Annotated in this window: 19 protein-coding genes and 1 other RNA gene; 1 reads left to right on the top strand and 19 read right to left on the bottom strand. The window is 51.6% G+C overall.

All coding sequences use genetic code 11. The features are described 5' to 3' along the window. Nucleotides 1–20: 20 nt before the first annotated feature. The 19 genes from secA to rsmI all read right to left on the bottom strand — a co-directional run bounded on the left by secA (nucleotide 21) and on the right by rsmI (nucleotide 22,420). On the bottom strand, nucleotides 21–2,774 hold the full coding sequence (gene secA, locus IOQ59_RS04790) for a preprotein translocase subunit SecA (protein WP_193952121.1): 2,754 nt from the start codon (nucleotides 2,772–2,774) through the stop codon (nucleotides 21–23). A 265-nt stretch (nucleotides 2,775–3,039) separates the two neighbouring features. Continuing rightward, nucleotides 3,040–3,954: a UDP-3-O-acyl-N-acetylglucosamine deacetylase gene (lpxC, locus tag IOQ59_RS04785; RefSeq protein ID WP_193952120.1), complete on the bottom strand. Its 915-nt coding sequence runs from the start codon at nucleotides 3,952–3,954 to the stop codon at nucleotides 3,040–3,042. 92 nt (nucleotides 3,955–4,046) lie between these two features. After that, the gene (ftsZ, locus tag IOQ59_RS04780; protein WP_193952119.1) at nucleotides 4,047–5,231 is read right to left on the bottom strand and encodes a cell division protein FtsZ; all 1,185 of its coding nucleotides are present in this window, start codon (nucleotides 5,229–5,231) and stop codon (nucleotides 4,047–4,049) included. A gap of 110 nt (nucleotides 5,232–5,341) precedes the next feature. Beyond that, on the bottom strand, nucleotides 5,342–6,598 hold the full coding sequence (gene ftsA, locus IOQ59_RS04775) for a cell division protein FtsA (protein WP_193952118.1): 1,257 nt from the start codon (nucleotides 6,596–6,598) through the stop codon (nucleotides 5,342–5,344). A 5-nt stretch (nucleotides 6,599–6,603) separates the two neighbouring features. Next, nucleotides 6,604–7,452, bottom strand: a complete 849-nt coding sequence (locus IOQ59_RS04770; protein ID WP_193952117.1) for a cell division protein FtsQ/DivIB — start codon at nucleotides 7,450–7,452, stop codon at nucleotides 6,604–6,606. After that, nucleotides 7,452–8,405: a D-alanine--D-alanine ligase gene (locus tag IOQ59_RS04765; RefSeq protein WP_193952116.1), complete on the bottom strand. Its 954-nt coding sequence runs from the start codon at nucleotides 8,403–8,405 to the stop codon at nucleotides 7,452–7,454. The genes IOQ59_RS04770 and IOQ59_RS04765 overlap by 1 nt, the downstream gene beginning before the upstream one ends. Next, nucleotides 8,402–9,850, bottom strand: a complete 1,449-nt coding sequence (murC, locus tag IOQ59_RS04760; protein WP_193952115.1) for a UDP-N-acetylmuramate--L-alanine ligase — start codon at nucleotides 9,848–9,850, stop codon at nucleotides 8,402–8,404. The genes IOQ59_RS04765 and murC overlap by 4 nt, the downstream gene beginning before the upstream one ends. Beyond that, nucleotides 9,847–10,932, bottom strand: a complete 1,086-nt coding sequence (gene murG / locus IOQ59_RS04755) for an undecaprenyldiphospho-muramoylpentapeptide beta-N-acetylglucosaminyltransferase (RefSeq protein ID WP_193952114.1) — start codon at nucleotides 10,930–10,932, stop codon at nucleotides 9,847–9,849. Before murG ends, murC begins: the two co-directional genes overlap by 4 nt. Then, a complete protein-coding gene (gene ftsW, locus IOQ59_RS04750) occupies nucleotides 10,925–12,145 on the bottom strand; it encodes a putative lipid II flippase FtsW (RefSeq protein WP_193952113.1) in 1,221 nt (406 codons plus the stop codon). Before ftsW ends, murG begins: the two co-directional genes overlap by 8 nt. After that, complete coding sequence (gene murD / locus IOQ59_RS04745) at nucleotides 12,145–13,491, bottom strand: UDP-N-acetylmuramoyl-L-alanine--D-glutamate ligase (protein ID WP_193952112.1); 1,347 nt, start codon at nucleotides 13,489–13,491, stop codon at nucleotides 12,145–12,147. Before murD ends, ftsW begins: the two co-directional genes overlap by 1 nt. Nucleotides 13,492–13,501: 10 nt before the next feature. Beyond that, nucleotides 13,502–14,584, bottom strand: coding sequence for a phospho-N-acetylmuramoyl-pentapeptide-transferase (gene mraY / locus IOQ59_RS04740; protein ID WP_193952111.1), 1,083 nt, complete (start codon nucleotides 14,582–14,584; stop codon nucleotides 13,502–13,504). Next, nucleotides 14,585–15,955, bottom strand: coding sequence for a UDP-N-acetylmuramoyl-tripeptide--D-alanyl-D-alanine ligase (locus tag IOQ59_RS04735; RefSeq protein ID WP_193952110.1), 1,371 nt, complete (start codon nucleotides 15,953–15,955; stop codon nucleotides 14,585–14,587). It lies immediately after the preceding gene. Then, complete coding sequence (locus IOQ59_RS04730; protein WP_193952109.1) at nucleotides 15,952–17,421, bottom strand: UDP-N-acetylmuramoyl-L-alanyl-D-glutamate--2,6-diaminopimelate ligase; 1,470 nt, start codon at nucleotides 17,419–17,421, stop codon at nucleotides 15,952–15,954. The genes IOQ59_RS04735 and IOQ59_RS04730 overlap by 4 nt, the downstream gene beginning before the upstream one ends. Next, a complete protein-coding gene (locus tag IOQ59_RS04725) occupies nucleotides 17,421–19,127 on the bottom strand; it encodes a peptidoglycan D,D-transpeptidase FtsI family protein (RefSeq protein ID WP_193952108.1) in 1,707 nt (568 codons plus the stop codon). Before IOQ59_RS04725 ends, IOQ59_RS04730 begins: the two co-directional genes overlap by 1 nt. Next, nucleotides 19,120–19,467, bottom strand: a complete 348-nt coding sequence (gene ftsL / locus IOQ59_RS04720; protein ID WP_193952107.1) for a cell division protein FtsL — start codon at nucleotides 19,465–19,467, stop codon at nucleotides 19,120–19,122. The genes IOQ59_RS04725 and ftsL overlap by 8 nt, the downstream gene beginning before the upstream one ends. Continuing rightward, nucleotides 19,468–20,406 (bottom strand): 16S rRNA (cytosine(1402)-N(4))-methyltransferase RsmH, encoded by a 939-nt coding sequence (rsmH, locus tag IOQ59_RS04715; RefSeq protein ID WP_193952106.1) that lies wholly within the window; start codon nucleotides 20,404–20,406, stop codon nucleotides 19,468–19,470. Nucleotides 20,407–20,425: 19 nt separating this feature from the next. Next, nucleotides 20,426–20,878, bottom strand: a complete 453-nt coding sequence (mraZ, locus tag IOQ59_RS04710) for a division/cell wall cluster transcriptional repressor MraZ (protein ID WP_193952105.1) — start codon at nucleotides 20,876–20,878, stop codon at nucleotides 20,426–20,428. 258 nt (nucleotides 20,879–21,136) lie between these two features. Continuing rightward, nucleotides 21,137–21,491, bottom strand: an RNA gene (rnpB, locus tag IOQ59_RS04705) — RNase P RNA component class A. An 86-nt stretch (nucleotides 21,492–21,577) separates the two neighbouring features. Beyond that, nucleotides 21,578–22,420, bottom strand: a complete 843-nt coding sequence (gene rsmI / locus IOQ59_RS04700) for a 16S rRNA (cytidine(1402)-2'-O)-methyltransferase (RefSeq protein WP_193952104.1) — start codon at nucleotides 22,418–22,420, stop codon at nucleotides 21,578–21,580. 36 nt (nucleotides 22,421–22,456) lie between these two features. Between rsmI and IOQ59_RS04695 the strand changes: the two genes are divergently transcribed. Continuing rightward, nucleotides 22,457–24,301, top strand: coding sequence for a penicillin-binding protein activator (locus IOQ59_RS04695; protein WP_193952103.1), 1,845 nt, complete (start codon nucleotides 22,457–22,459; stop codon nucleotides 24,299–24,301). Nucleotides 24,302–24,312 lie beyond the last annotated feature (11 nt).

The following is a 24,312-nucleotide window of genomic DNA, read 5'->3' as shown; positions in this document are numbered from 1 at the left end:
CTGCTTGTATTGCGTTTAAGTTATACCAGCTTGCCGTGGCACTGCTTGTACTTTTTACCGGAACCACATGGGCATGGCTCATTGCGACCCACCTTTGGCGTGTCACGGGTAAACGGCTGTTCTGAACCTTCTGCGACTTGTGCCTCTTCGCGCTGCTCAGCATCTCCCTGTCCACCCATCGCCGATGTTTCATCATGCTGGTAGTTCATCTGCTGACGCTCAGCCTGCTCGCGACGCTGCTGTTCCATCGCTTCTACTTCTTCAGGCTGACGAACCTGAACGTGGCTCAGGATACGGATAACGTCCTGCTTGATATTATCCAGCAGCTCCTGGAACAGCTGGAACGCTTCACGCTTGTATTCCTGCTTAGGGTTTTTCTGTGCATAACCACGCAGGTGAATACCCTGACGCAGGTGATCCATTGTCTGCAGATGTTCTTTCCACAAGGTATCCAGCACCTGCAGCATCACCTGTTTCTCGAACATACGCATGGTTTCCGCGCCGACCTGAGTCTCCTTCGACTGGTAAGCCTCCAACACAGATTCGGAGATCTTCTGACGCAGAGTCTCTTCATGCAGGTTGTCATCTTCGTCCAACCACTTTTCAAGCGGCAGCTTCACGGCAAAATCGCTTTCCAGTGCCTTCTCAAGCCCAGGAACATCCCACTGCTCTTCCAGACTTTGCGGTGGAATAAAGCCATCGATGGTGTTTTCGAGCACTTCATCACGCACAGCCGACACGGTTTCAGAGATATCATCAACCGCCATCAACTCATTACGCTGGCCGTAAATCACGGTACGCTGATCGTTGGCAACATCATCATATTCCAACAGCGCTTTACGAATATCGAAGTTACGACCTTCCACCTTACGCTGCGCTTTTTCGATGGCGTTGCTGACCATCTTGTGCTCAATCGCTTCGCCGCGCTCCATACCCAGCGCCTGCATCAACTGACGCACACGATCAGATGCGAAGATACGCATCAGGTCATCTTCCAGCGACAGGAAGAAGCGGGAAGAACCCGCGTCACCCTGACGACCTGCACGACCACGCAGCTGGTTATCGATACGGCGGGATTCGTGACGCTCTGTACCCACAATATGCAAACCGCCGGCTTCCAGCACCGCATCGTGACGTTTCTGCCACTCAGCTTTAGTCTCTTCGATCTGCGCTTCGGTTGGATCGTTCAGTGCTTCCAGATCAGATTCCAGCTTGCCACCCAACACAATATCCGTACCACGACCGGCCATGTTAGTCGCAATCGTTACCGCACCCGGACGACCCGCATCGGAAATAATTTCCGCTTCACGTCCGTGGTTTTTAGCGTTCAGTACGTTGTGCTGGATATCTTGTTTCTTCAACCACGCTGAGATCAGTTCAGAAGACTCAACCGATGCGGTACCCACCAGCACAGGACGTTTCTGTTCCTGTGTGCGGCGAATCTCTTCAATAATCGCTTCGTATTTTTCTTCCATGGTCAGGAAGACCTGATCGTTCATATCCTTACGTGAAACCGCACGGTTCGTTGGAATCACGATTACATCCAAACCGTAGATCTGGCGTAACTCGAACGCTTCCGTATCAGCTGTACCGGTCATACCTGACAGCTTGTTATACAAACGGAAATAGTTCTGGAAAGTGGTTGATGCCAGCGTCTGACTTTCCTGCTGAACCGCTACGCCCTCTTTCGCCTCTACAGCCTGATGCAGACCTTCTGACCAGCGGCGTCCCGGCATGATACGACCGGTGTGCTCATCAACAATGACAACCTGGTTGTCCTGCACGATGTAATCTTTATCGCGCTGGAACAGGTTGTGTGCACGCAACCCGGCCAAAACATGGTGTAGCAGGCTCAGATTCTGCGGTGCATACAAGCTTTCGCCTTCGCCCAGCAGCTCCATCTCGGTCAACAGTTCTTCAACGAAGCTATGACCGGCTTCGGTCAGCTCAACGGTGCGGTTTTTCTCATCAACCACAAAGTGCTCGTCGATAACCTGAGTATCATCCTTAGGATCGATCTCACCATCAAACTGTTCAAGTTTTGGGATCAGGGTGTTGATCTGCATGTACATGGCGGAGCTGTCTTCTGCAGGTCCGGAGATGATCAGCGGGGTACGGGCTTCATCGATCAGGATGGAGTCAACTTCATCGACTACCGCAAAGTTAAAGGCACGCTGTGCTTTTTCTTCCGCACTGAAGGCCATGTTGTCGCGCAGGTAATCGAAGCCAAATTCGTTGTTGGTACCGTAAGTGATATCCGACGCATAGGCCGCACGTTTAGTCTCTGAATCCTGACCGGAGAGGATAACCCCAACCGTCATACCCAGAGATTCATACAGCGGACGCATCCACTCGGCATCTCGGCTTGCCAGATAGTCGTTCACCGTAACAACGTGAACGCCTTCGCCCGCCAGTGCATTCAGATACACAGGTAAGGTCGCAACCAGTGTTTTACCTTCACCGGTGCGCATCTCAGCCACTTTACCTTCGTTCAGAGTCATACCACCGATCATCTGCACGTCAAAGTGGCGCATGCCCATGACACGGCGGGACGCTTCACGTACTACAGCAAATGCTTCAGGTAACAGCTGATCAAGATTAGATCCCTCTGCTAACCGCTGACGAAATTCGTCGGTTTTAGCTTTCAGCGCCTCATCTGAGAGCTGTTCCAGATCGGCTTCCAGCGCATTGATCTGTTTGACCGTACGGCCCATGCGCTTGAGTTCTCGATCGTTCTTACTTCCAAATACTTTCTTGAACAGTGAGGTCAGCATGTTTTGAGTTTTCAACCTGTCTAATCAAAGGTTTCCGGCCATTATATCCGGCAAATTAACGGAACATTCTAACTCTATTGGGGCGTGGTTTCGAATCTAAAGGGACAATTATTTCGATCCATGCACGACTTTAGTCAATACCCATGCAATGGTTCGAGGTGGGATCAGGCGTTTTGTTGATAGATCTAACAAAAAAGGCACAAAAAAGCCGAACACTGAGGTTCGGCTTTTATAAAGGAGAGTCTGTGCAACTAACGTGTTTTAGTTAGTTCGCAACAACCGGCTTCTGATAGGAGATCGGAGAAGCGGCTTCTTCGTCTTCGAAGGTCACCATTTCATACGCATCTTCATTGGCCAACAGTTCTCGCAGCAACATGTTGTTCAGATAATGACCGGATTTATAACCAAAGAACTCACCAATCAGACTTTTGCCCAACAGGTAAAGGTCACCTACCGCATCCAATACTTTATGTTTTACAAACTCGTCGTCATAACGCAGACCGTCTTCATTCAGAATTCGGTAGTCATCAACAACAATGGCGTTATCAAAACTACCACCCAGAACAAGGTTCTGAGAGCGTAGGTATTCGATATCACTCATAAAGCCAAAGGTGCGCGCGCGGCTAACTTCTTTTACAAAAGACGTGCTGGAAAAATCCAGAACAGCTTCCATATTGCGACCTTCGAATGCAGGGTGTTCGAAGTCAATTTTGAAGCCTACCTTAAAACCATCAAACGGACGAAAAGTAGCAGATTTACCATCGCTGCTCACCGTGATCTCTTTCTTGATACGGATGAACTGCTTAGGTGCATCCTGCTCAGCGATACCCGCTGACTGGATCAAGAATACAAACGGAGCAGAGCTGCCGTCCATAATCGGTACTTCTTCGGCACTCAGCTCTACAAAGGCATTATCAATACCCAGTCCAGCCATGGCTGATAGCAAATGCTCTACCGTCGCGACACGCACACCATCTTTACCCAAATTAGTGGACAGTGTAGTGTCAGCAACATTATGCGCAGCAGCCTGAATATCGACCACAGGATCCAGATCAACACGACGGAAAACGATACCGTTATTCGCTGGCGCAGGTTTCAGTGTCAGATATACCTTCTGACCTGAATGCAGACCAATACCCGTTGCTTTGATGCTGTTCTTCAGAGTTCTCTGTTTGATCATATTTTGTGCCGTAACATACCCTGCGCGCGTTTTAGATAACGGGCGATTATACCAAAGTTATAATTGTAACAGCAACCGCAATCAGTCGAGGCTCAGTCGTTTTGCTTACGCAAGAACGTTGGGATATCCAAATAGGAATCCGCACTTTGACCGCGCTGTTTGCTTTCCTCTTCCTTCGGTGCTGCTGCCTGTTTTGCCGTACCGCCGTTCAGAGCTTCCTGACGCTGGCGACGTAAAACGGTCGGCAGATCAATCTCATCAAGATCAAGAGAGCCGTCCGCTTTTTTAGGCCCTTTCTTAACTTCAGGTGCCTTTTCTTTCGGCTTATCCAATCCCGTTGCTACGACAGTGACCTTTAATTCATCAGTTAGTTCCGGATCGATGACTGTACCCACGACAATAGTTGCATTCTCGTCGGCATATTCACCCACCAGATCACCCACTTCGGTGAATTCACCCAAGCTCAGGTCAACACCACCGGTTACATTCACCAGAATGCCGCTGGCACCTTTCAGGTCGACGTTATCCAGTAACGGACTTTTGATAGCAGCTTCAGCGGCTTCCAGAGCGCGACTTTCACCCCGTCCAACGCCGGTACCCATCATCGCCATGCCCATCTCGGCCATCACTGTGCGTACATCGGCAAAGTCGACGTTGATCATACCGCCGCGGGTAATCAGATCAGAGATGCCTTGTACTGCACCTTTCAGGACATCGTTTGCCGCATTGAAGGCATTCATCAGAGAACAATTGCGTCCCATGACCTGCATCAGTTTGGCGTTTGGAATAATGATCAGGGAGTCCACGCAATCACGCAGCTCTCGTAAACCTTCATTCGCCAGCAGTAAGCGTTTACGGCCTTCAAATGGGAACGGAGTGGTTACAACCGCGACAGTCAGGATGCCCAACTCTTTGGCAACCTCAGCCACAATCGGCGCAGCCCCGGTTCCGGTTCCGCCACCCATACCCGCAGTGATAAACACCATATCGGTACCGGTCAGTGCTTCGGCAATACGATCACGATCTTCCAATGCCGCCTGACGACCAATTTCCGGATTAGCACCTGCGCCTAATCCTTTTGTCAGTTCTCCACCAATTTGCAGGACGGAATTACCCGACATGCTGCTCAGTGCCTGTGCATCAGTGTTAGCGCAAATAAACTCTACGCCTTCAAGGGAGCCTTGTACCATGTGCTGGACTGCGTTTCCGCCTCCACCACCGACACCCACCACTTTGATCACAGCACTCTGCGGAATGCTATCGACCAGTTCAAACATAACTCTCTCCTTCCTGTTTGATACAACCACCCTGCCTGGCTGCATCCATTCTGTCTTGCATTGTCGGTGACACTGCATCAGTCACCGCACGAATTCCATTGATATGTGCTTCAGAAGTTACCCTGAAACCAGGATTTCATCCGAGTCAGAATATCTGTCTTATTTTTTTCGATGATCGCAATGGGCTCATCTGTTGATGCGGCGGCAAAATCCGTGTCGTGGTTGTCCTTCGCGTACAACAACAAACCGATACCTGTGGCATAAATCGGACTGCGCAGAATATCTTCCATCCCACGCACGCCTTTCGGATTAGCCAGACGCACAGGCATATGGAAGATCTCTTCCGCCAGTTCTACGGCCCCTTCCATCTTAGATGTGCCACCTGTCAGAACGATGCCCGCAGCGACCAAATCTTCAAATCCACTGCGACGCAGTTCAGCCTGAATCAGCGTGAACAGTTCGTCGTAACGCGGCTCCACAACCTCAGCCAGCGCCTGTCGCGACAGATCCCGAGCCGGACGATCGCCCACGCTCGGTACTTTAATCAGCTCTTCCGGGCCGGCCAGCTGCGCCAAGGCGCAGGCATATTTGATCTTGATCTCGTCAGCACTCTGAGTCGGAGTACGTAACGCCATCGCAATGTCGTTGGTAACCTGGTCTCCAGCAATAGGGATCACTGATGTATGGCGAATAGAGCCGGCGGTAAACACGGCAATATCCGTGGTTCCCCCACCAATATCAACCATGCAGACACCCAGCTCTTTCTCGTCTTCGGTCAGAACAGAGTAACTGGAAGCCAACTGCTCCAGTACGATGTTATCTACTTCCAGACCACATCGACGAATACACTTCTCGATGTTGTGCACCGCGTTGATTGCACCAGTCACCAGATGAACTTTGGCTTCAAGACGCACGCCAGACATACCCAGCGGTTCTTTGATCCCTTCCTGTGAATCAATCACATATTCCTGAGGCAGAATGTGAATGATCTTTTGATCGGCAGGGATCGCAACAGCCTGGGCTGCATCGATAACACGCTCCAGATCATAATCAGCCACTTCCCGCTCTCGCACAGCCACGATACCGTGAGAACCCAGGCTATTGATGTGACTGCCTGCAATTCCGACCGTGACCGAATGAATCTTACAACCCGCCATCAATTCAGCTTCTTCTACCGCACGCTGAATCGAGGTCACAGTGGATTCAATATTGACAACAACACCACGTTTCAGACCACGCGAGGGATGGCTACCAACACCAATGATCTCTACTTCACCATCCAGACCTACGTCCGCGACCAGACACACCACTTTTGATGTGCCAATATCCAGTGCGACAATCATGTTACTTTCCGTTGTCGATCCCATCTCTTTCAACCTGCATTCTCATCATTCGCTTCTGGTTTCCACTTCACGGAAACCCCGTTTGCGTAACGAATATCTACTAATTCAATGTGTTCAGCGCGTGCCGACAAAACGCGTGTATACAGGTCAAGAAAACGCTCCAGCCGCTCATTCACAGCACTGCGCCCCACAACAACCCGAATACCGTTGTCCAACACCAATGACCAGGCCCCACGTTTTTCCAGATCCAGTGCAACCACTTTCAGACCAATCCGTCTGAACATCTGGTTCAAATCGTGAAACTGTGCCATCACCTGCTCAGTATCTTCAGCAGCCCCGCTTAAACGCGGCAACTGCACATATTCTTTTTTCAACTCCGGCCAGAAGATCTCGCCTTCATGATTCAGGAGACCGTCTTCGCCCCAACGTGCGACCGGCACCTCCTCTTCAACTCTGATTTCCAGAGTCTGGGGCCAATCACGGATCACACCCGCGTTACGTACCCATGGATGGCTCACAACCTGCTCTCGAACAGTGGCGATATCAATACCTAATAACCCCGCTTCCAGCGTTGACGCGACATTGTCTGCCAGCGCAGGTTTATCCAGATGACGCACCGGGCCGGTTACCTTTACTGCTGCAACCGGTTTATCAAGCCACCCCCACACAGGGAGGTAAAGACTCCACAACCCACCAATAAACAGCATCAATGCAGTCAACGTCCACAGTGGCTTTAACCACCAATCCCGGTCTTTATCGACAGCCACGGCTTCAAAAGACTCAGCCTCTTCGGATATCGCTTCGCGAGTCGCCCCCCGCTGCGCAGCGTCCTCATCTTCTACAATCTCTTCGTTCTGACGTGAACGAAACCAATTCATCAACGCACCGTCTGCCTTAAAATCTCAACCACAAGTTGCTCAAAGCTCACACCTTGCTGCGCTGCGGCCATCGGCACCAGACTATGATCCGTCATGCCCGGCGCGGTATTCACTTCCAATAACTGAAAAGCACCTTCGCCATCCTGCATCACGTCAATACGCGCCCATCCTTCACAACCTGCCGTATCAAACGCATCGATCACCAGCTGTTTAAGTGCCTGTTCCTGTGTTTCGTTCAAACCGTGCTCAAACAGATAGCGGGTATCGTCAGATTCATATTTCGCATCGAAGTCGTAAAAATCGTGCGAAGTTTCCAGCTTAATCACAGGCAATGCCTGACCGTTCAAAACGCCGACGGTGAACTCATCACCACTCATCCAACGTTCAGCTAATACCAGACTGTCGAGTTCTGCGGCATTCTGATACGCCTTTTTTAACTCATCGAGATTGGTGACTTTTGCAATCCCAATACTGGAGCCTTCATGAGCGGGTTTGACAAAAATAGGCCAGCCCAACTGTTCACCGACAGCGGTAAGGTCGGTACTCTCTGTCAGAACTGCATAGGCGGGTGTCGGTAACCCGGCCCCAGCCCACAACTGCTTACAACGAACTTTATCCATACCCAACGCAGACGCCGCCACACCGCTGCCGGTATAGGGTTTGCCCAGCATTTCCAGCACCCCCTGAAGGGTGCCATCTTCACCGCCGGGGCCGTGTAAAATCAGAAATGCCCGATCAAACTCCGCATCCATCAGCTGAGTCAGCGGATTCAGGTCACCCTGCTCTCCGCCTAAATCGATACCAAACACATCAACGCCGGCACGTTGCAGACCGCCAAGTACTTCGGCACCACTTCTCAGGGAGATCACGCGCTCCGATGACAATCCACCGTAGATCACCGCGACACGCCCAAACTGGCGCGCCTCTTCTGTAGTCACCCTGAAAGTAGTCATCCGTTATTCTCCTCTTTCAGCAGAGAAACGCTCTTTAATTTGTGCGACAGAGACGTAATATCCCCGGCACCTTGTGTCAGTAACAGATCACCCGGTTCAAGCACATCACGTAATACCGTGTGCACATCATCTGCACTTTGAACAAACAATGGATCGATACGGCCACGCTGACGAATACTGCGGCACATAGACCGGCTATCGGCCCCCGGAATTGGTTCTTCCCCCGCTGCATACACTTCAAGCAACAGTAGCAAGTCCGAATCAGACAGGACCTTAACAAAGTCTTCGTACAGATCACGGGTACGGGTATAGCGATGGGGTTGGTAAATCATCACTAACCGGCGATCAGGCCAGCCTTCACGTACGGCTTTGATGACCGCTTCAACTTCTGTTGGATGGTGACCGTAGTCATCCACCAGTGTAATCTCACCGCCGTCCACCGGCAGCTCACCCAACACCTGAAAACGACGACCGACGCCCTGGAATTTTTTCAGCGCTTCACAGATCGCTTCGCCGTCGAGACCTTCTTCGGTTGCCACCGCAATCGATGCCAGTGCATTTAATACGTTGTGACGGCCCGGCATGGTCAGCGTCACTTCAAGATCATCATGGTTCCCCGGGCGACTCACGCGGAAATGACTGTACATGCCTTCCTGACGCAAATCGGTCGCGCGATAGTCGGCTTCTTCTGAAAATCCGTAGGTCACAATCGCACGGCTGACATCAGGCATCACTTCCCGTACGACAGGATCATCAACACACATCACCGCCAAACCGTAAAACGGGAGGTTATGCAGGAAGTCGATAAAGGTTTTCTTCAGCTTTCCAAAGTCACCGCCATAAGTTTCCATATGGTCGGCGTCGATGTTCGTAACAATCGCGACCATCGGCTGCAGGTGCAGGAAGGACGCATCACTTTCATCGGCTTCGGCAACCAAGTAACGGCTACCACCCAGTTTCGCATTCGTGCCCGCACTGTTCAGGCGCCCACCGATCACGAACGTTGGATCCAGACCACCTTCTGCCAATACCGACGCAACCAGGCTGGTTGTTGTCGTTTTGCCATGCGTACCGGCAACGGCGATACCGTGACGATAGCGCATCAGCTCCGCCAACATCTCTGCACGGCGCACGACAGGAACACGCTTCTCACGTGCGGCTTTCACTTCCGGGTTCTCTTCATTCACCGCAGTGGAAACCACAACAACATCAGCCGCGTCTACATTCTCTTCACGATGACCGATATAGATACGGGCACCGGCTTCAGCCAATCGGTTGGTTGTCGCCGAGTTTTTGATATCGGACCCGGAAATTTCGTAGCCCTGATTCAACAGGACTTCGGCGATGCCACACATACCTACGCCGCCGATACCCACAAAATGGATACCACGGATTCGGCGCATCTCTGGCACCTCGAACAGGCTTGGGTTGCGGATATCGCTCATCGTTTCATTGCCTCCAGGCATACTTCAGCAACTCGCTGCCCCGCTTCAGGTCGTCCCAACGCGCGAGCTTTAGTTGCCATATCAAGCAGCGTTTCACGCTGATTGAATTGTTCTGTTAACAGTTCTTTCAAATAGTCCGCCGTCAGCGTTGGCTGCGGGACCAGTTTCGCGGCATCAAGCTGCGCCAGATAACGGGCGTTCTCAGTCTGGTGGTCATCCACCGCAAATGGAAACGGAACCAAAATCGCGGCAACACCCGCAATCGCCAGCTCACTGACGGTTAAAGCGCCTGACCTACACAACACCAAATCGGCCCAGCCATAGGCTTCATCCATCTGCTCTATAAACGGCACAACACGCGCATCAATACCGAGCTGTTGATAACGCTCCTGCGTTTCCTCAAAGGTGCGTTTTCCCGTCTGATGCCAGACTTCCGGGCGCTGATCTTCAGGCAGATCGGCCAGCACGTGCGGCAACACATCGTTAATTGCTTTGGCCCCAAGACTGCCGCCTACCACCAGCAGGCGAATTCTACCCGAACGTTGCGGATAGCGCTCTCGCGGATCATTCATTCCCAAAATGGGCCCACGGACCGGATTCCCCACGGTTTCAGTCTCTGTCGCACCTGGAAATGCGTCCTCAAAGGCTTCTAACACCCGCCAAGCCATACGCGAGAGAATCTTATTGGTCATGCCCGCAATGGCATTCTGTTCGTGGATAACCAGTGGTTTACCCAGCAACTTAGCGGCCACCCCGCCTGGACCTGAGGCAAATCCCCCCATCCCCAGAACCACATCGGGTTTTACGTTTCGCAATACCGATAAAGCCTGCCAAATTGCCAGCAACACTTTAAACGGCGCAAGTAACAAACTGAGACGCCCTTTACCCCGCAATCCAGCCACATCGATACAGTGCAACTTGATCCCTGCGTCTGGAATCACACGTGCTTCAATCCCTTTCTGGGTACCCAGCCATTCCACATGCACACCTTGCTTTTGCAATTCATGTGCCGTTGCCAACGCAGGAAAAACATGTCCGCCGGTACCACCCGCCATAATTAACGCAACCGGTTGTTTAGCCATATGCTGGCTCCTGCTCTTTTATATCTTTCTTACTGGATTTATCAGCCGACGGAGAATCTCCTGTCAGCTGTTTTTTCTTAAGCTCAAGATCAATGCGTAATATCACCGCTAACATGGCGCAGCTCACCAACAAACTACTGCCCCCGTAACTCACTAGTGGCAGGGTTAGTCCTTTTGTTGGCAGGGCACCTACGTTTACCCCCACATTAATCAATGCTTGTCCCGCAAAGATCACGGTAAAACCGTAGGTGATATAGGCCATGAAAAACTCGTTTAGTTTCTCGGCCTTACGTCCAATCTGAAACAATCGGTACACCATCACGGTGTAGATCACGATTAGTAACACCACACCGATGAATCCAAGCTCTTCCGCCAATACCGAAAAAACGAAATCCGTATGTGCCTCAGGCAGATAAAACAGTTTCTGTACGCTGTTACCCAAGCCAGTGCCAAACCAATCTCCGCGGCCAAATGCAATTTGTGCCTGCGTTAGCTGATACCCGGCACCATAAGGATCATCCCAAGGGTTGAGATAGGTTTGTAATCGGGCCATTCGGTAGGGTTGCGCACCAATCAACGCAACCAACAACGCCAGGGCTCCCGACACGATCAAGATAAACTGAGAGAAACGCATGCCTCCCAGAAAGATCATCACCATGACCGTGCCCATCAATACAACAGCCGCACCAAAGTCAGGTTCCAAATACAGCAATCCGACAAAAATACCCAATGGCAATGCCGGCTTAGCAATCCCACTCCAACTGGTGCGTACTTCGTTGAGACGGCGCACCAGATAGCCGCCCATATAAATCACCATGCAAAATTTGGCGACCTCGGAAGCCTGCAAATTGATCGGACCTACCGGAATCCAACGGCTACTGCCATTCACTTCACGGCCGATACCCGGCACCAGAACAGCCACCAGCAATACAATCGCGCCCAGCATCCACCAATGGCCTGTTCGCTGCCAGAAATCAATAGGGATACGCCAGACAACACAGGCTCCAATGATGGCTAAAACCATAAAGATGCCCTGACGGATCACGTAAAAATAAGGGGTTCCGTTACGCTCCAATGCCACATCCATCGATGCAGAACTGATCATCACAAACCCCATCAGCATCAGCGCACTGGCACAGAGCACCACCCAGGGATCAAACGGCAGGACCCCGGTGTTGACTTTGTTCTCTGATGGCCAGAATGCGGTCAGCATTAAAGCGCCTCCACCGCAGCGATAAAAGCATCACCACGAACATTGAAGTTCTTAAACATGTCGAAGCTGGCGCACGCTGGCGACAACAGCACAATATCTCCCGCCTGTGCTAGCCCTGCTGCTGTGCGAACCGCATCTTCCATATCAGCCGCATCCTGAGCCTCAATACTGCCAACCGCTGCACGGATCCGCGGCGCATCAGTGCCAATTAATACAACCGCACGCCCATATCGTTGTAACGGTGCTTTAAGGTCATTAAATTCAGCCCCTTTTCCTTCACCACCGGCGATTAACACAATACGTGAATCACCCAGAGTCGGGCCCAGACCGTCCAATGCCGCCACGGTGGCACCCACGTTAGTACCCTTAGAATCATTGAAGAAACTGATTGCACCTTTATCTGCAACCCACTGGCAGCGATGTTTCAGGCCCGTAAATTGTTTCAATGCAGCAAGCATCGCTTCCATCGGGATATCTGCTGCCTGCCCTAGCGCGAGAGCTGCTAGAGCATTAGCCACATTGTGTTGACCACGGACTTTGAGTTCAGAGACGCGTAACAGTTTTTCACGCCCCAGCGCCAGCCATTCACCTTCACCATCAGTCATCACACCAAACAGATTCAGATCTGGCTTACCCAGATGAAAAGCGGTGGTTAGGACGGCTTTTGGCAACAACGGACTGGTCAACGCATCATCACGATTGATCACTGCCTGACGACAGCCTCGGAAAATACGGTGCTTCGCCTGATAGTAGGCGGTCATATCCGGGTAACGATCCTGATGATCCGGACTGATGTTCAATACGGTCGCGACTTTAGCACGCAGATCATGGCAGGTTTCCAACTGAAAACTCGACAGCTCCAGTACATACAGTGCCTGCTCTCCCTGAGCGAGCATATCCAGGACCGGCAACCCCAAATTGCCACCGACCCCGACATCGATGCCCGCAGCCGCAGCCATATCGCCCACCAACGTGGTGACACTGCTTTTTGCATTCGAGCCGGTAATCGCGATAACCGGCGCTGTAATCTCACGACAAAACAGATCAATATCACCACAGACATGCACGCCCTGTGCGATAGCTGCCTGAATAGCAGGGTGGCTGATCGCCACACCGGGACTCACGATCAGTTCGGAGGCCTGCACAAGATACTCTGCGTCCAGCTCTCCACAGTGCACATCGACACAGGGAAACTCTACCTTAAACTGGTCTAATCCAGCCGGATTTTCACGAGTATCCACAACGACGAAAGGCACGCCTTTGCGTGCCAGATGGCGGGCGCAGGAAACACCTGTTGCGCCCAGCCCTACTATGATTCGCCTGTTGTCACTGGCGATTAAGCTCATGCAGCGTCTCCTAACGAATTTTCAGACTGGCCAGACCTACCAAAACTAAAACCACCGTGATGATCCAGAAGCGAACAATAACACGTGGTTCAGGCCAGCCCTTGAGCTCAAAATGATGATGAATCGGCGCCATTCGGAATATTCGCCGCCCGGTCAGTTTGTACGAAGCGACTTGCAGGATGACAGACACGGTTTCCATGACAAACACACCGCCCATAATCACCAGCACCAATTCCTGTCGCACGATGACCGCAATCACACCTAAGGTAGCGCCCAACGACAGCGCACCCACATCGCCCATAAATACCTGGGCTGGGTAGGTGTTAAACCAGAGAAAACCAAGGCCCGCTCCAACAATCGCACCACAAATAACAATCAGCTCACCGGCACCCGAGATATACGGGATCAACAAATAATCAGCAAAACGTACGTTACCGGTCAGGTATGCAAACACCCCCAACGCAGCAGCGACCATGACGGTTGGCATAATCGCCAGACCATCCAGCCCATCCGTCAGGTTCACCGCATTGGAACTCCCCACAATCACAAAGTAGGTAAAGACGATAAAGAAGATACCCATATCCACCATCACGCCCTTAAAGAACGGCACGATAAGCTCAGTTTCAGCAGGCGTTTGAGCCGTCAGATATAGAAAAATTGCGGCACCGGCACCTCCCACAGATTGCCACAGGTACTTCCAGCGAGCAGGCAAGCCGCGAGAGTTCTTCTCAATCACCTTGCGATAATCATCGACCCATCCCACCGCACCAAAGATCAGCATCACGGCCACTGTAATCAAAACAAAGCGGTTGGTAATATCTCCCCACAAGAAGGTGCTGATCGCAATGGCAAGAATAATCAGTGCACCACCCATTGTTGGCGTACCGGCCTTACTCAGGTGAGACTGAGGACCATCATCACGTACCGCTTGTCCGATCTGTTTTACACGTAACTTTTTTATCAGCACAGGCCCCAGTAACAACGAGATTACCAGCGCCGTCAGTACTCCAAGAATGCCTCTCAACGTGAGGTACTGAAATACCGCGAAGCCACTGTAAAAATTGGACAAATAATCCGCGAGCAGTAAAAGCATTTAGTGGTTTCCTTCAACCAATCCTGCGACAACTTTTTCCATTCCCGCACTGCGAGACCCTTTAACCAAGATGGTCATTCCGGGTTCCTGCAAGGTACGGACTGCATCTACCAATTGTTCCCTGGTATCAAAATGCCCTCCCTGCATACCGGCAGAGGCATTAAATGCATCCACCGCATGTAACGACAGCGCACCGACCGCCATTAGACGGCCGGTCCCCTTCTGCGCTGCGTAACTCCCAACATCTGCATGCTGCTCGGCTTCATCTTTTCCAAGTTCAGCCATATCGCCCAGCAAGAGCAGATGTTTTCCGGGCAGTGAGGTCAGCAGATCAATTGCCGCCTTCACTGAACCGGGATTTGCGTTATAACTGTCATCAATGACAGTCGAACCATGTGTGCCCGCCATTGGACACATACGGCCTTTAACTGGTGTAAATTTTTTCAAACCTTCTACCGCCAACTCGAGCGGTAAACCGGCGGCTATTATGGCAGCAGTCGCCGCTGTAGCATTTGCGACATTATGCTTACCCATCACGCCCAATGAGAGGGTTACGCTTTGACCTGAATAATTCAGCTGAAAACGATAACAACCGTTCTCCGCAATACTCAGGTGGGTCGCAATAACATCTGCAGCGCTGTTTTCGACACCAAAGGTCAGCCGGTTACGCCCCTCTGTTTTATCAAGCCACGCCTCACAGTGAGGATCATCACGGTTGATAATGGCCCAGCCATCGTCTGACAATCCGTCGAATATCTCACCTTTGGCACGCACCACCCCTTGCAAGGAACCAAAACCTTCGAGGTGAGCCCCCATCGCATTGGTCAGAATCGCCACATCCGGTAGTGACAGTCGAACGGTGTAGTCGATCTCTTTCTCTGCGCTAGCACCTAATTCAATCACGCCGTATTGATGCTGACGTTCAAGGGACAAAAGAGTCAGCGGTGCGCCGATATCATTGTTCAGATTACCCTTAGTCGCCAGCACTTCACCCTGCTGGCTCAGGATGGTGGCCAGCATCTCTTTTACTGTGGTTTTTCCTGCACTACCGGTCACGGTGAATACGGTATTGTCAAAACGCTGACGATTGAGTTTCGCGATCTGACCCAGCGCTGCATGCGTATCACCCACCAACCACTGTGGTATATCATCGCCCTGACGATCACTCACAACGGCTGCAACTGCACCTTTACTCAGTGCCTGCTCTACAAAACGATGACCGTCGAAGTTGGGCCCTTTTAGTGCGAGAAACAGATTCCCCGGCACGATTGTACGGGTATCTGTACTCACGCCATTAAACGACATATCGCCCGTCGGTAGTTCACCACCCAACGCAGCCTGTAGATCGCTCAATCGCCATTCACCAATCATGCCCGCCACTCCTGTAAAGCTGCCTTCGCCACCTGCACGTCATCAAATGGCTGGCGCTGCCCCATTATTTCCTGGTAGTCCTCGTGACCTTTTCCCGCCACCAGCACTACATCATCTTTTCCTGCCACCAACACTGCATCACGAATGGCCTGTTCCCGATCGATCACAGCGGTCACGGGTTTCCCTGCGTCACAGCCTGGCAAGATCATATCGATAATCTGCTGGGGATCTTCGGTCCGCGGATTGTCGCTGGTCACGTATACAACATCAGCCAACCGCGCAGCGATACGTCCCATTTCCGGTCGCTTACCGGTGTCGCGGTCACCCCCACAGCCAAATACACAGATCAAACGACCGGGCGTGTGCTGACGCGACGCATTCAAAGCCTTTTCCAAAGCATCCGGCGTGTGAGCATAGTCAACAACCACCAATGGCTGCGTATCGTCACCCAGACACTGCATGCGCCCCGGCACTGGTGTTAATGCCGTCAATTGTTGTTGGATTTTTTCTGCATCAAACCCCATGACGCCAAGCACTGCCGTCGTTAACAGTAAGTTGGATACGTTAAACTGGCCCACAACCTGTGTATTTAGCGCAATATCACCCCACGGTGTATTAAGCTGCGCTCCAATACCGCTTTTCTGAAGGCATACATTAACAGCGCGTAATTCACCTGCCTCTTCGCCAAACCCCAACACAGAAGCGTCTGCAGCGAACCCTTCCAATAACACCCGACCAAATGCATCGTCCGCGTTAATAACCACATGCGTCGGTGCCAGGTCATGAAACAAACGCGCTTTGGCAGCGCCGTATTCATCCATGGAACCGTGATAATCCAGATGATCACGACTCAAATTAGTAAACGCAGCCACATTAAACGACAGGCCTGCCACACGATACTGGTCCAACGCGTGACTCGATACTTCCATCACCACCGCATCAGCGCCTTGCTGCACAAACTCAGCTAACAAACGCTGCAATCCAACGGCGTCTGGTGTGGTATGAGTTGCACTTTGCAACGCATCTGGAAAGCCATTGCCGACAGTACCGATAATGGCAGTACGCAACCCTAAGTGGTTGAGCGACTGCGCTAAAAAATGACTGCAGGATGTTTTGCCATTGGTGCCAGTGATCCCAACCATCTTTATTGCTGACGACGGTTCACCATAAAAACGTCCCGCAATGCCACTTAATCGCTGTGCTAAGTGTTCTACAGCGATAACAGGTACAGAGCTTGATTCAACCCACTGCTCTGAGCTATCGATCAGTACCGCAGCCGCGCCTTTTTCGACGGCATCTTCAACAAAGTCGATACCTTTATACTGTCCACCAGCGCGTGCGCAGAACAGATCCCCTGCTGCGATTTGCCGACTGTCCTGACTGATACCCGTCACGACACATGCACCGGCTTCCGAATCAACAAGCTCCGGTAACAACTCCACCAATGATCTGCTTCGAATAGTCATTAGCGTTTTACAACCTGCTGCTCAGGACGTAGCAGATTATCCGGTGGGATATTCAGCATACGCAGCGTTCCACCCACCGTGCGGGAAAAAATCGGTGCCGCAACCTCTCCACCGTAGTGCTCCTGTCCTCTCGGATTATCAACCATCACAACGGTAACCACCTCGGGATTACTGGCCGGCGCAATACCCGCAAAAATAGAGATATACTGGTCGTCGATATAACCGTTATTTCCAACTTTGTGCACCGTACCGGTCTTACCTGCAACCCTGTAACCCGGAATGGCCGCCTGGCGACCCGTACCTTTAATACTGATAACCGTTTCCATCATGCCCCTGATCGAGCGCGCGATCGGTGCCGGCATAACACGTACCGGTGGCAACGGTTTTTCGGTACGCAACAAGCTAACGGGCGTCATGACACCGTCATTCGCTAACGGCAGATAAGATTGCGCCAACTGCAGTGGTGTGACAGACAAGCCATAGCCATAAGACAGTGTCGCACGCTGCAAGACTTGGCTATCCGCTAAGTAAGGCAGGCGCCCGGAACGTTCCCCCGGAAAACCGATGCCTGTGGCATGACCGATACCGATGTTCTGCAATAAATTATGTAAGCTACCCGGCTCCAGGCTCAGTGCTAACTTCACCGATCCCACATTGCTCGATTTTGTAATAATGCCGGTAATATCCAGCTCACCATAATTGCGATGATCCCGAATCGTTTTTCCTTTCAGGCGCATATGACCGGGTGTTGTATCAATCACACTGCGCATACCATACTTCCCGCTCATCAGCGCAGCAGCAACGGTCATGGGTTTCATGGTTGAACCGGGTTCAAACAGATCGGTTACCGCCCGATTACGAATGGTGGACGAAACACGATCTGCCGGATTATTCGGGTTATAGGATGGATAATTCGCCATCGCTAATACTTCACCGGTTTTTGCATCCAACATCACCAGCGATGCCGCATCGGCACGATGGGCGGTTACCGCAGCTTTAAGCTCACGATACGCTAGGTACTGCAGTCGCATATCGATGCTCAGCTGAAGTGACTGCCCTTGCTCTGCAGCACTTTCAGAACGGATATGTTTGACGGTACGTCCCAGCAAGTCCTTCAATACCAGTTGCTTACCGGGCTCAGAATGCAGCGCTTTTTCATAGGACAGTTCCAGGCCTTCCTGCCCTTTACCATCACGATTGGTAAAGCCAAGCAGATGACTCGCCACTTCGCCCGACGGGTAAAACCGCTTGTAGTCACGCTCAACATGTATCCCAGGCACTTTTAGCTCTCGAATGCGCTCTGCAACCTGAGGTTCAACCTGACGCTTCAGATACATGAAACGCTTCGAACGTTTAGCTGAAACCTTCTTCACCAAGCGGTCTCGACTCGTACCTAAATGGCGGGCAACTTTGCCTAGCGACACATGCTTGAGGTCAGCCATCTTAGGATCAACCCATACGGTTGCAACCGGCGCACTGACCGCCATCGGCTCCCCGTTGCGATCGGTGATCATGCCACGATGCGCCGGCACCTGAATGACGCGCAAACTCCGGGCATTACCCTGATTTTGCAGAAACTCCTGATCCTCGACATACAACGTGATCAGCTTAAAGCCAATGCCACAGGTAATAGCAGCGAGAATCCCCAGCACAAGTGCCAGCCTCCACCCCTTACCAATCTGACTGCATGTCTGCTCTTCACTCATCGCGCACGAACTCTATCAGCGTTGGATCTGGCACTTTCATATTCAGCTTTTTAATTACCAGAGACTCAACCCGGTTATTTGCAGCCCAGGCACCCTGTTCCAGTAATAGCTGACCCCATTCAACCTGCAATTCGTCGTACTCACGCACGGTTACCTGGTGTTGATGAAACAGCTTTCGGTAATCGTGCGATGCAAAAATCACCATTAATGCTGATCCAACAACCATCAGCACTACGACCGCTAACATCAATGCCGGCTTTATCAGTTCTTCTGCACGATACAACCGTTCAGGTTGTACGTCTGGCTCACGCACTTTGCGGAACCGCTGCAACGCCAACATTTAGGCGATCTTATAAGCTGCACGCATGACGGCACTGCGCGCACGAGGGTTATCAGACACCTCCTGCTTACCCGCCTTCACCGCTTTCCCTAACCCTTTCAGACGCTGGTTCAGCATATCCTGAGTCACAGGAATCCCCGGTGGCAGGTGCTCGTCACCTTTGACGTACTTACGGATAAAGCGTTTTACGATCCGGTCTTCTAACGAGTGGAAACTGATCACCACCAAGCGCCCGCCTTCGGCCAATACTTCAAGCGCCTGATCAAGACAGCGTTCAAGATCTTCCAACTCGCGATTTATATGAATTCTGATCCCCTGAAAGGCACGCGTCGCAGGATGCTTGCCTTTCTCCCAGGCAGGATTGGCCTCAGCAATAATTTTTGCCAATCGCCCTGTTGTCTCGATAGGAGACTCTGCTCTTTCAGCAACAATCGCTTTCGCCATACGACGAGAGAAACGCTCTTCGCCGTACAGATAGATGACATCCGCAATCTCTTTTTCTTCAGCGTGAGCCAACCATTCTGCTGCACTTTCCCCTACCGCCGTATTCATACGCATATCTAACGGGCCATCGTTGGAGAAGCTAAAACCACGATCAGGATCATCCAACTGAGGCGAGGAAACGCCTAAGTCCAGAAGCACGCCATCGACCTTGCCCATCATCCCCTCGTCAGTTACAAACTGTTCCATCTCGGCAAAACTACCGTGCGCGATGGAAAAACGAGGTTCGTCACCAAACCGTTCTTTTGAATGCGCGATCGCCTGAGGGTCTTTATCGATACCCATTACCCGACCACCCTCAGAGAGACGATCCAATACCAGCGCAGTGTGACCGCCGCGGCCAAAAGTACCGTCCACGTAAAAACCGTCGGGATCCTGCACAAGCAGATCGACAGCTTCGTTGAGCAGTACCGTAATATGTTTAAATTCCTGCGCCATGATTCAGCATGATTCCGATTTAAAGTGACAGACTCTGCATCTCTTCCGGCATTTCAGCGCCTTCCGCTACCTGCAGATATTCATCGCGAGTCTCCGCCCAGCGGGACTCACTCCATATTTCAAATTTCCGCCCTTGGCCAAGAAGCACAATCTTCTTGTCGAGCCCCGCGTATTCACGCAACGGCGCAGGCAGCAACAGACGACCATTAGCATCCATATCCAAGTCTGTTGCGTGACCGATCAATAAGCGTTGAAGGCGACGGGCTACCGGATTTAAACTCGGCAGAGCTTCGATTTTCTTCTGAATCTCTTCCCATTCCTGAAGCGGATAAAGCAGTAAGCAGCGATCATCAGGATCAATAGTGGCAACCAGACATCCATCGCAACACCCCGTGATTTGTTCACGGTAGCGCGCTGGGATCGCCATGCGTCCCTTTGCGTCCAGATTGATTGGATTCACGCCACGAAACATCTATTGCCTACTCAGCCACCAAATTTTCCCACTTTTATCCACTTTACCCCACTACACAACACTATAGAAATTAACCCCAGTAAATGCAAGGCGGCCATCGACCGGAAACCCGCGTAAAATCAGGCAATTATTAGATTGTTTAATAGTGGGAGAACAAGTGAAAACGGTGTGAATTTGAAGCCCTTGAAAACTAAGGAGTTAAAAGCACTTCACTGTGCGAACGCACTAAAAAGAGAGATAAAACCTGAATAAAACTAAAGGAGAAGCCCGCCGATAAGCCGGGTTTTGTCGTGGACAGTCATTCATCTAGGGTGTACGTCGCCATACACCTCAAGCGACCTACCCGGATCCGGTATGGGCCATACCTTAAGGATCCCTATTTGGTCTTGCTCCGAGTGGGGTTTACCATCGCCGTGGAATGTTGCCACCCACGCGGTGAGCTCTTACCTCACCTTTTCAACCTTACCGTTATCCGAAGATACTTAGGCGGTATACTTTCTGCTGCACTTTCCGTCGACTTTCGCCGCCCAGACGTTATCTGGCACTTTACCCTATGGAGCCCGGACTTTCCTCCCCCCTGCCAAAGCAAGGCGGCGACTGTCTAGCGGACTTCTCCGGCGCTAAGGATACGCATAACGCCGGTGATTTGCTACTGCAATATGACTATCCACAAAACTCATTCAACAAAGCGTTGCCCGATCAGCTATCCGCCTTCTCTAAAGCCAGCTTGTAAAGCAGGTTTTTCTTAACGCCGGTTATTTTGGACGCCAGCGCAGAAGCCTGCTTGACCGGCAATTCGGCGAGCAACACATCCAGCACATGCTCGACATTGTTATCCACAACCCCCGCCTCGGGTTTCGGTTTACCATGCACCAGCAAAACAAACTCACCTTTTTGCTGATTGTGATCGGCAGCCATCCAGTCAATCAACTCTGCCAATGGGGCTGAATGAATGGTCTCAAATGTCTTAGTCAACTCACGCGCGACCACCACCTGTCGATCAGCACCCATCGCGTCACTCATATCTTTAAGTGATTCCAGCACACGATGCGGCGACTCATAAAAAATCAAAGTACGGCTTTCAGAAGACTGCTCCTGATAGTATTGCTGGCGCGCATTACGCTTCGCTGGCGGAAACCCCTCAAACGCAAAGCGATCTGACGGCAAACCTGCGGCACTCAACGCAGCTACAAATGCAGCACATCCTGGTACAGGCACCACTTTAAAACCGGCTTCACGCACCGCACGCACAACGACGAAACCCGGGTCGGAAATCAACGGCGTACCCGCATCCGAAATCAAGGCAACACTGTTACCTGCACGCAACAAATCCAGAATACTATCAATTCGTTGCCTTTCATTGTGGTCATGTACTGAAATCAAGCGCGTATTAATGTTAAAGTGCGCCATTAAACGGGCACTGTGCCGCGTATCTTCAGCTGCAATAACCTCAGCGTTTTTCAGCACCTCTACGGCACGTTGCGACATATCCTGCAAATTGCCTATGGGTGTGGCAACGACATACAGTGCAGATTCAGACATCAGCTATTCCATCCTAAAAACCGGGGTGAGAAGTATATGACGATTCAATGGCGCCTGTCTTTGGCCGCAGGCATTATCGGCGTGGCTTTAGCAGGCTGTAGCACCAGCCCAGCTCCAGATACCCGCCCAACCACTCAGACTTACAGTTCTGCGGAACAGGCTCGCCTTGCCGTCGAGGATTTACTGCAGCAAGCAGCCAAGTCCCAACCGATTCAGGCAGCCCGCTTGAGAGTTCAAGCCGCTAATATACTGCTACGCATGGACAGAAAGGACGCCGCTCTCGATATCCTGAAAGATGTTGAGTTAGAGCTCCTGCCGCCATCTTTACGCTATGAAGTCGCTCAAAGCCGGGCTCGCGCCGCGCTGGATGCCCAACAGCCTCAGCAAGCATTACGTTATCTGGAATTCCCGTCGGACCAGACCTATCGCCCATCAACTGAACAAGTCACGCGTATTGGCGAACTTCGTGCGGAGGCGTTTCGCCTGCAGAACGATCCGATCAGCGAAGCATTCGCACTGATTGATATCAGCTCTCACGAACCCGATCCTCAGCTACAGCAGCAATACCATGATCAGATATGGTCCGCCCTGCGCTCGCTTTCCCCAACCCAATTGATCGGACTTAGCCAACAGACGGGCAACACATACTATGAACAGGGCTGGTTTGAACTGGCCCTGATCCATAAGCAAGCAACACAACTGGACCAGCTCAGCTACGCAATGAGCGAGTGGAATACCCTATGGGAATCTCACCCGGCACGTGCATTGCCACCACAGGCCGGCGAAGCCGTCAGCTCTGAACCGATCATTGCCCAGCGAATCGCCGTGCTTCTACCTATGCAAGGCAAGCTCACTAAAGCTTCAGCGGCCATTCGTGAAGGCATCATGGCTGCCTACTTCAACGAACAGGCAAACGGCAAACCTGTACCCCAGCTTCAGTTTATAGACTCCACCCAGGTTAGCTCCCCGGATCAGCTAAGATTACTGATCCACGAACAGTCGATTGATATGGTGATCGGCCCGCTTGAAAAACCATATGTGAGTGCGCTGAACAACAGTGAACCGATGTCGATCCCGGTACTCGCACTCAACTACGACAATACTGCTGACTATAGCCAGATTTACCAATTCGGCCTGGCCGCAGAGGACGAAGCCCGCCAAGCTGCACGCAAGGCCTGGCAAGATGGCCACCGCATTATGCTTACATTGGTCCCTCTAACAAACTGGGGGACGCGAGTTCGCACTGCATTTGAAGAAGAATTCTCCGCTTTAGGTGGGCGCGTTGCGGACAGCACCCGATTCGATAAGCAGGAAGATTTTTCTCAGGATGTCAGCACGCTACTGGCAACAGATAAAAGCGAAGCGCGTGCCAAGCAGATCTTCAAGATGAGCAACCAGCGAATCAAGTTTGAGGAACGCCGACGCAAAGACGTAGACGCTATTTTCTTGAGCGCACTTCCTGGCGATGCCCGTCAAATCAAACCCATTCTTGCATTTCACTACGCTGGAAAGCTGCCCATCTACGCGACGTCCCACGTATTTGCAGGCAACCCTGACGACAAACGAGACCGTGATCTAAACGATATTCAGTTTGTCGACATGCCATGGTCACTGGCACCGGCATCCGATACCAAGCGCTTTCTGGCTCAGAAACGCCAAGATACTGACACTCGATTTGGACGACTGTACGCACTTGGCATTGATGCTTTCAAAATTCACCCTTATCTGAATCAGTTAGCCGCCACCGACGGCGCAGCTGTTCAAGGTGAAACCGGTTCACTTACGGTAGATAAGAATAAAAAAGTTGTTCGCAACATGCAGTGGGCCAAATTCCGCAACGGCAGCCCGCAACTACAACAACCAAGGACCGTACAGCAGTAAATCCGATGACA

Origin of the sequence: Pontibacterium sinense (assembly GCF_015209595.1) — a bacterium.
Lineage (GTDB): Bacteria > Pseudomonadota > Gammaproteobacteria > Pseudomonadales > Balneatricaceae > Pontibacterium > Pontibacterium sinense.
Note: the sequence above shows the minus strand (reverse complement) of the source record. Positions and strands in the feature narration are given on the sequence as shown.

Excerpts from the sequence above, each read along its gene's own strand:
- secA (WP_193952121.1), bottom strand. The coding sequence starts at position 2,774 with ATGCTGACCTCACTGTTCAAGAAAGTATTTGGAAGTAAGAACGATCGA.
- lpxC (WP_193952120.1), bottom strand. The coding sequence starts at position 3,954 with ATGATCAAACAGAGAACTCTGAAGAACAGCATCAAAGCAACGGGTATT.
- ftsZ (WP_193952119.1), bottom strand. The coding sequence starts at position 5,231 with ATGTTTGAACTGGTCGATAGCATTCCGCAGAGTGCTGTGATCAAAGTG.
- ftsA (WP_193952118.1), bottom strand. The coding sequence starts at position 6,598 with ATGGGATCGACAACGGAAAGTAACATGATTGTCGCACTGGATATTGGC.
- IOQ59_RS04770 (WP_193952117.1), bottom strand. The coding sequence starts at position 7,452 with ATGAATTGGTTTCGTTCACGTCAGAACGAAGAGATTGTAGAAGATGAG.
- IOQ59_RS04765 (WP_193952116.1), bottom strand. The coding sequence starts at position 8,405 with ATGACTACTTTCAGGGTGACTACAGAAGAGGCGCGCCAGTTTGGGCGT.
- murC (WP_193952115.1), bottom strand. The coding sequence starts at position 9,850 with ATGAGCGATATCCGCAACCCAAGCCTGTTCGAGGTGCCAGAGATGCGC.
- murG (WP_193952114.1), bottom strand. The coding sequence starts at position 10,932 with ATGGCTAAACAACCGGTTGCGTTAATTATGGCGGGTGGTACCGGCGGA.
- ftsW (WP_193952113.1), bottom strand. The coding sequence starts at position 12,145 with ATGCTGACCGCATTCTGGCCATCAGAGAACAAAGTCAACACCGGGGTC.
- murD (WP_193952112.1), bottom strand. The coding sequence starts at position 13,491 with ATGAGCTTAATCGCCAGTGACAACAGGCGAATCATAGTAGGGCTGGGC.
- mraY (WP_193952111.1), bottom strand. The coding sequence starts at position 14,584 with ATGCTTTTACTGCTCGCGGATTATTTGTCCAATTTTTACAGTGGCTTC.
- IOQ59_RS04735 (WP_193952110.1), bottom strand. The coding sequence starts at position 15,955 with ATGATTGGTGAATGGCGATTGAGCGATCTACAGGCTGCGTTGGGTGGT.
- IOQ59_RS04730 (WP_193952109.1), bottom strand. The coding sequence starts at position 17,421 with ATGACTATTCGAAGCAGATCATTGGTGGAGTTGTTACCGGAGCTTGTT.
- IOQ59_RS04725 (WP_193952108.1), bottom strand. The coding sequence starts at position 19,127 with ATGAGTGAAGAGCAGACATGCAGTCAGATTGGTAAGGGGTGGAGGCTG.
- ftsL (WP_193952107.1), bottom strand. The coding sequence starts at position 19,467 with ATGTTGGCGTTGCAGCGGTTCCGCAAAGTGCGTGAGCCAGACGTACAA.
- rsmH (WP_193952106.1), bottom strand. The coding sequence starts at position 20,406 with ATGGCGCAGGAATTTAAACATATTACGGTACTGCTCAACGAAGCTGTC.
- mraZ (WP_193952105.1), bottom strand. The coding sequence starts at position 20,878 with ATGTTTCGTGGCGTGAATCCAATCAATCTGGACGCAAAGGGACGCATG.
- rsmI (WP_193952104.1), bottom strand. The coding sequence starts at position 22,420 with ATGTCTGAATCTGCACTGTATGTCGTTGCCACACCCATAGGCAATTTG.
- IOQ59_RS04695 (WP_193952103.1), top strand. The coding sequence starts at position 22,457 with ATGACGATTCAATGGCGCCTGTCTTTGGCCGCAGGCATTATCGGCGTG.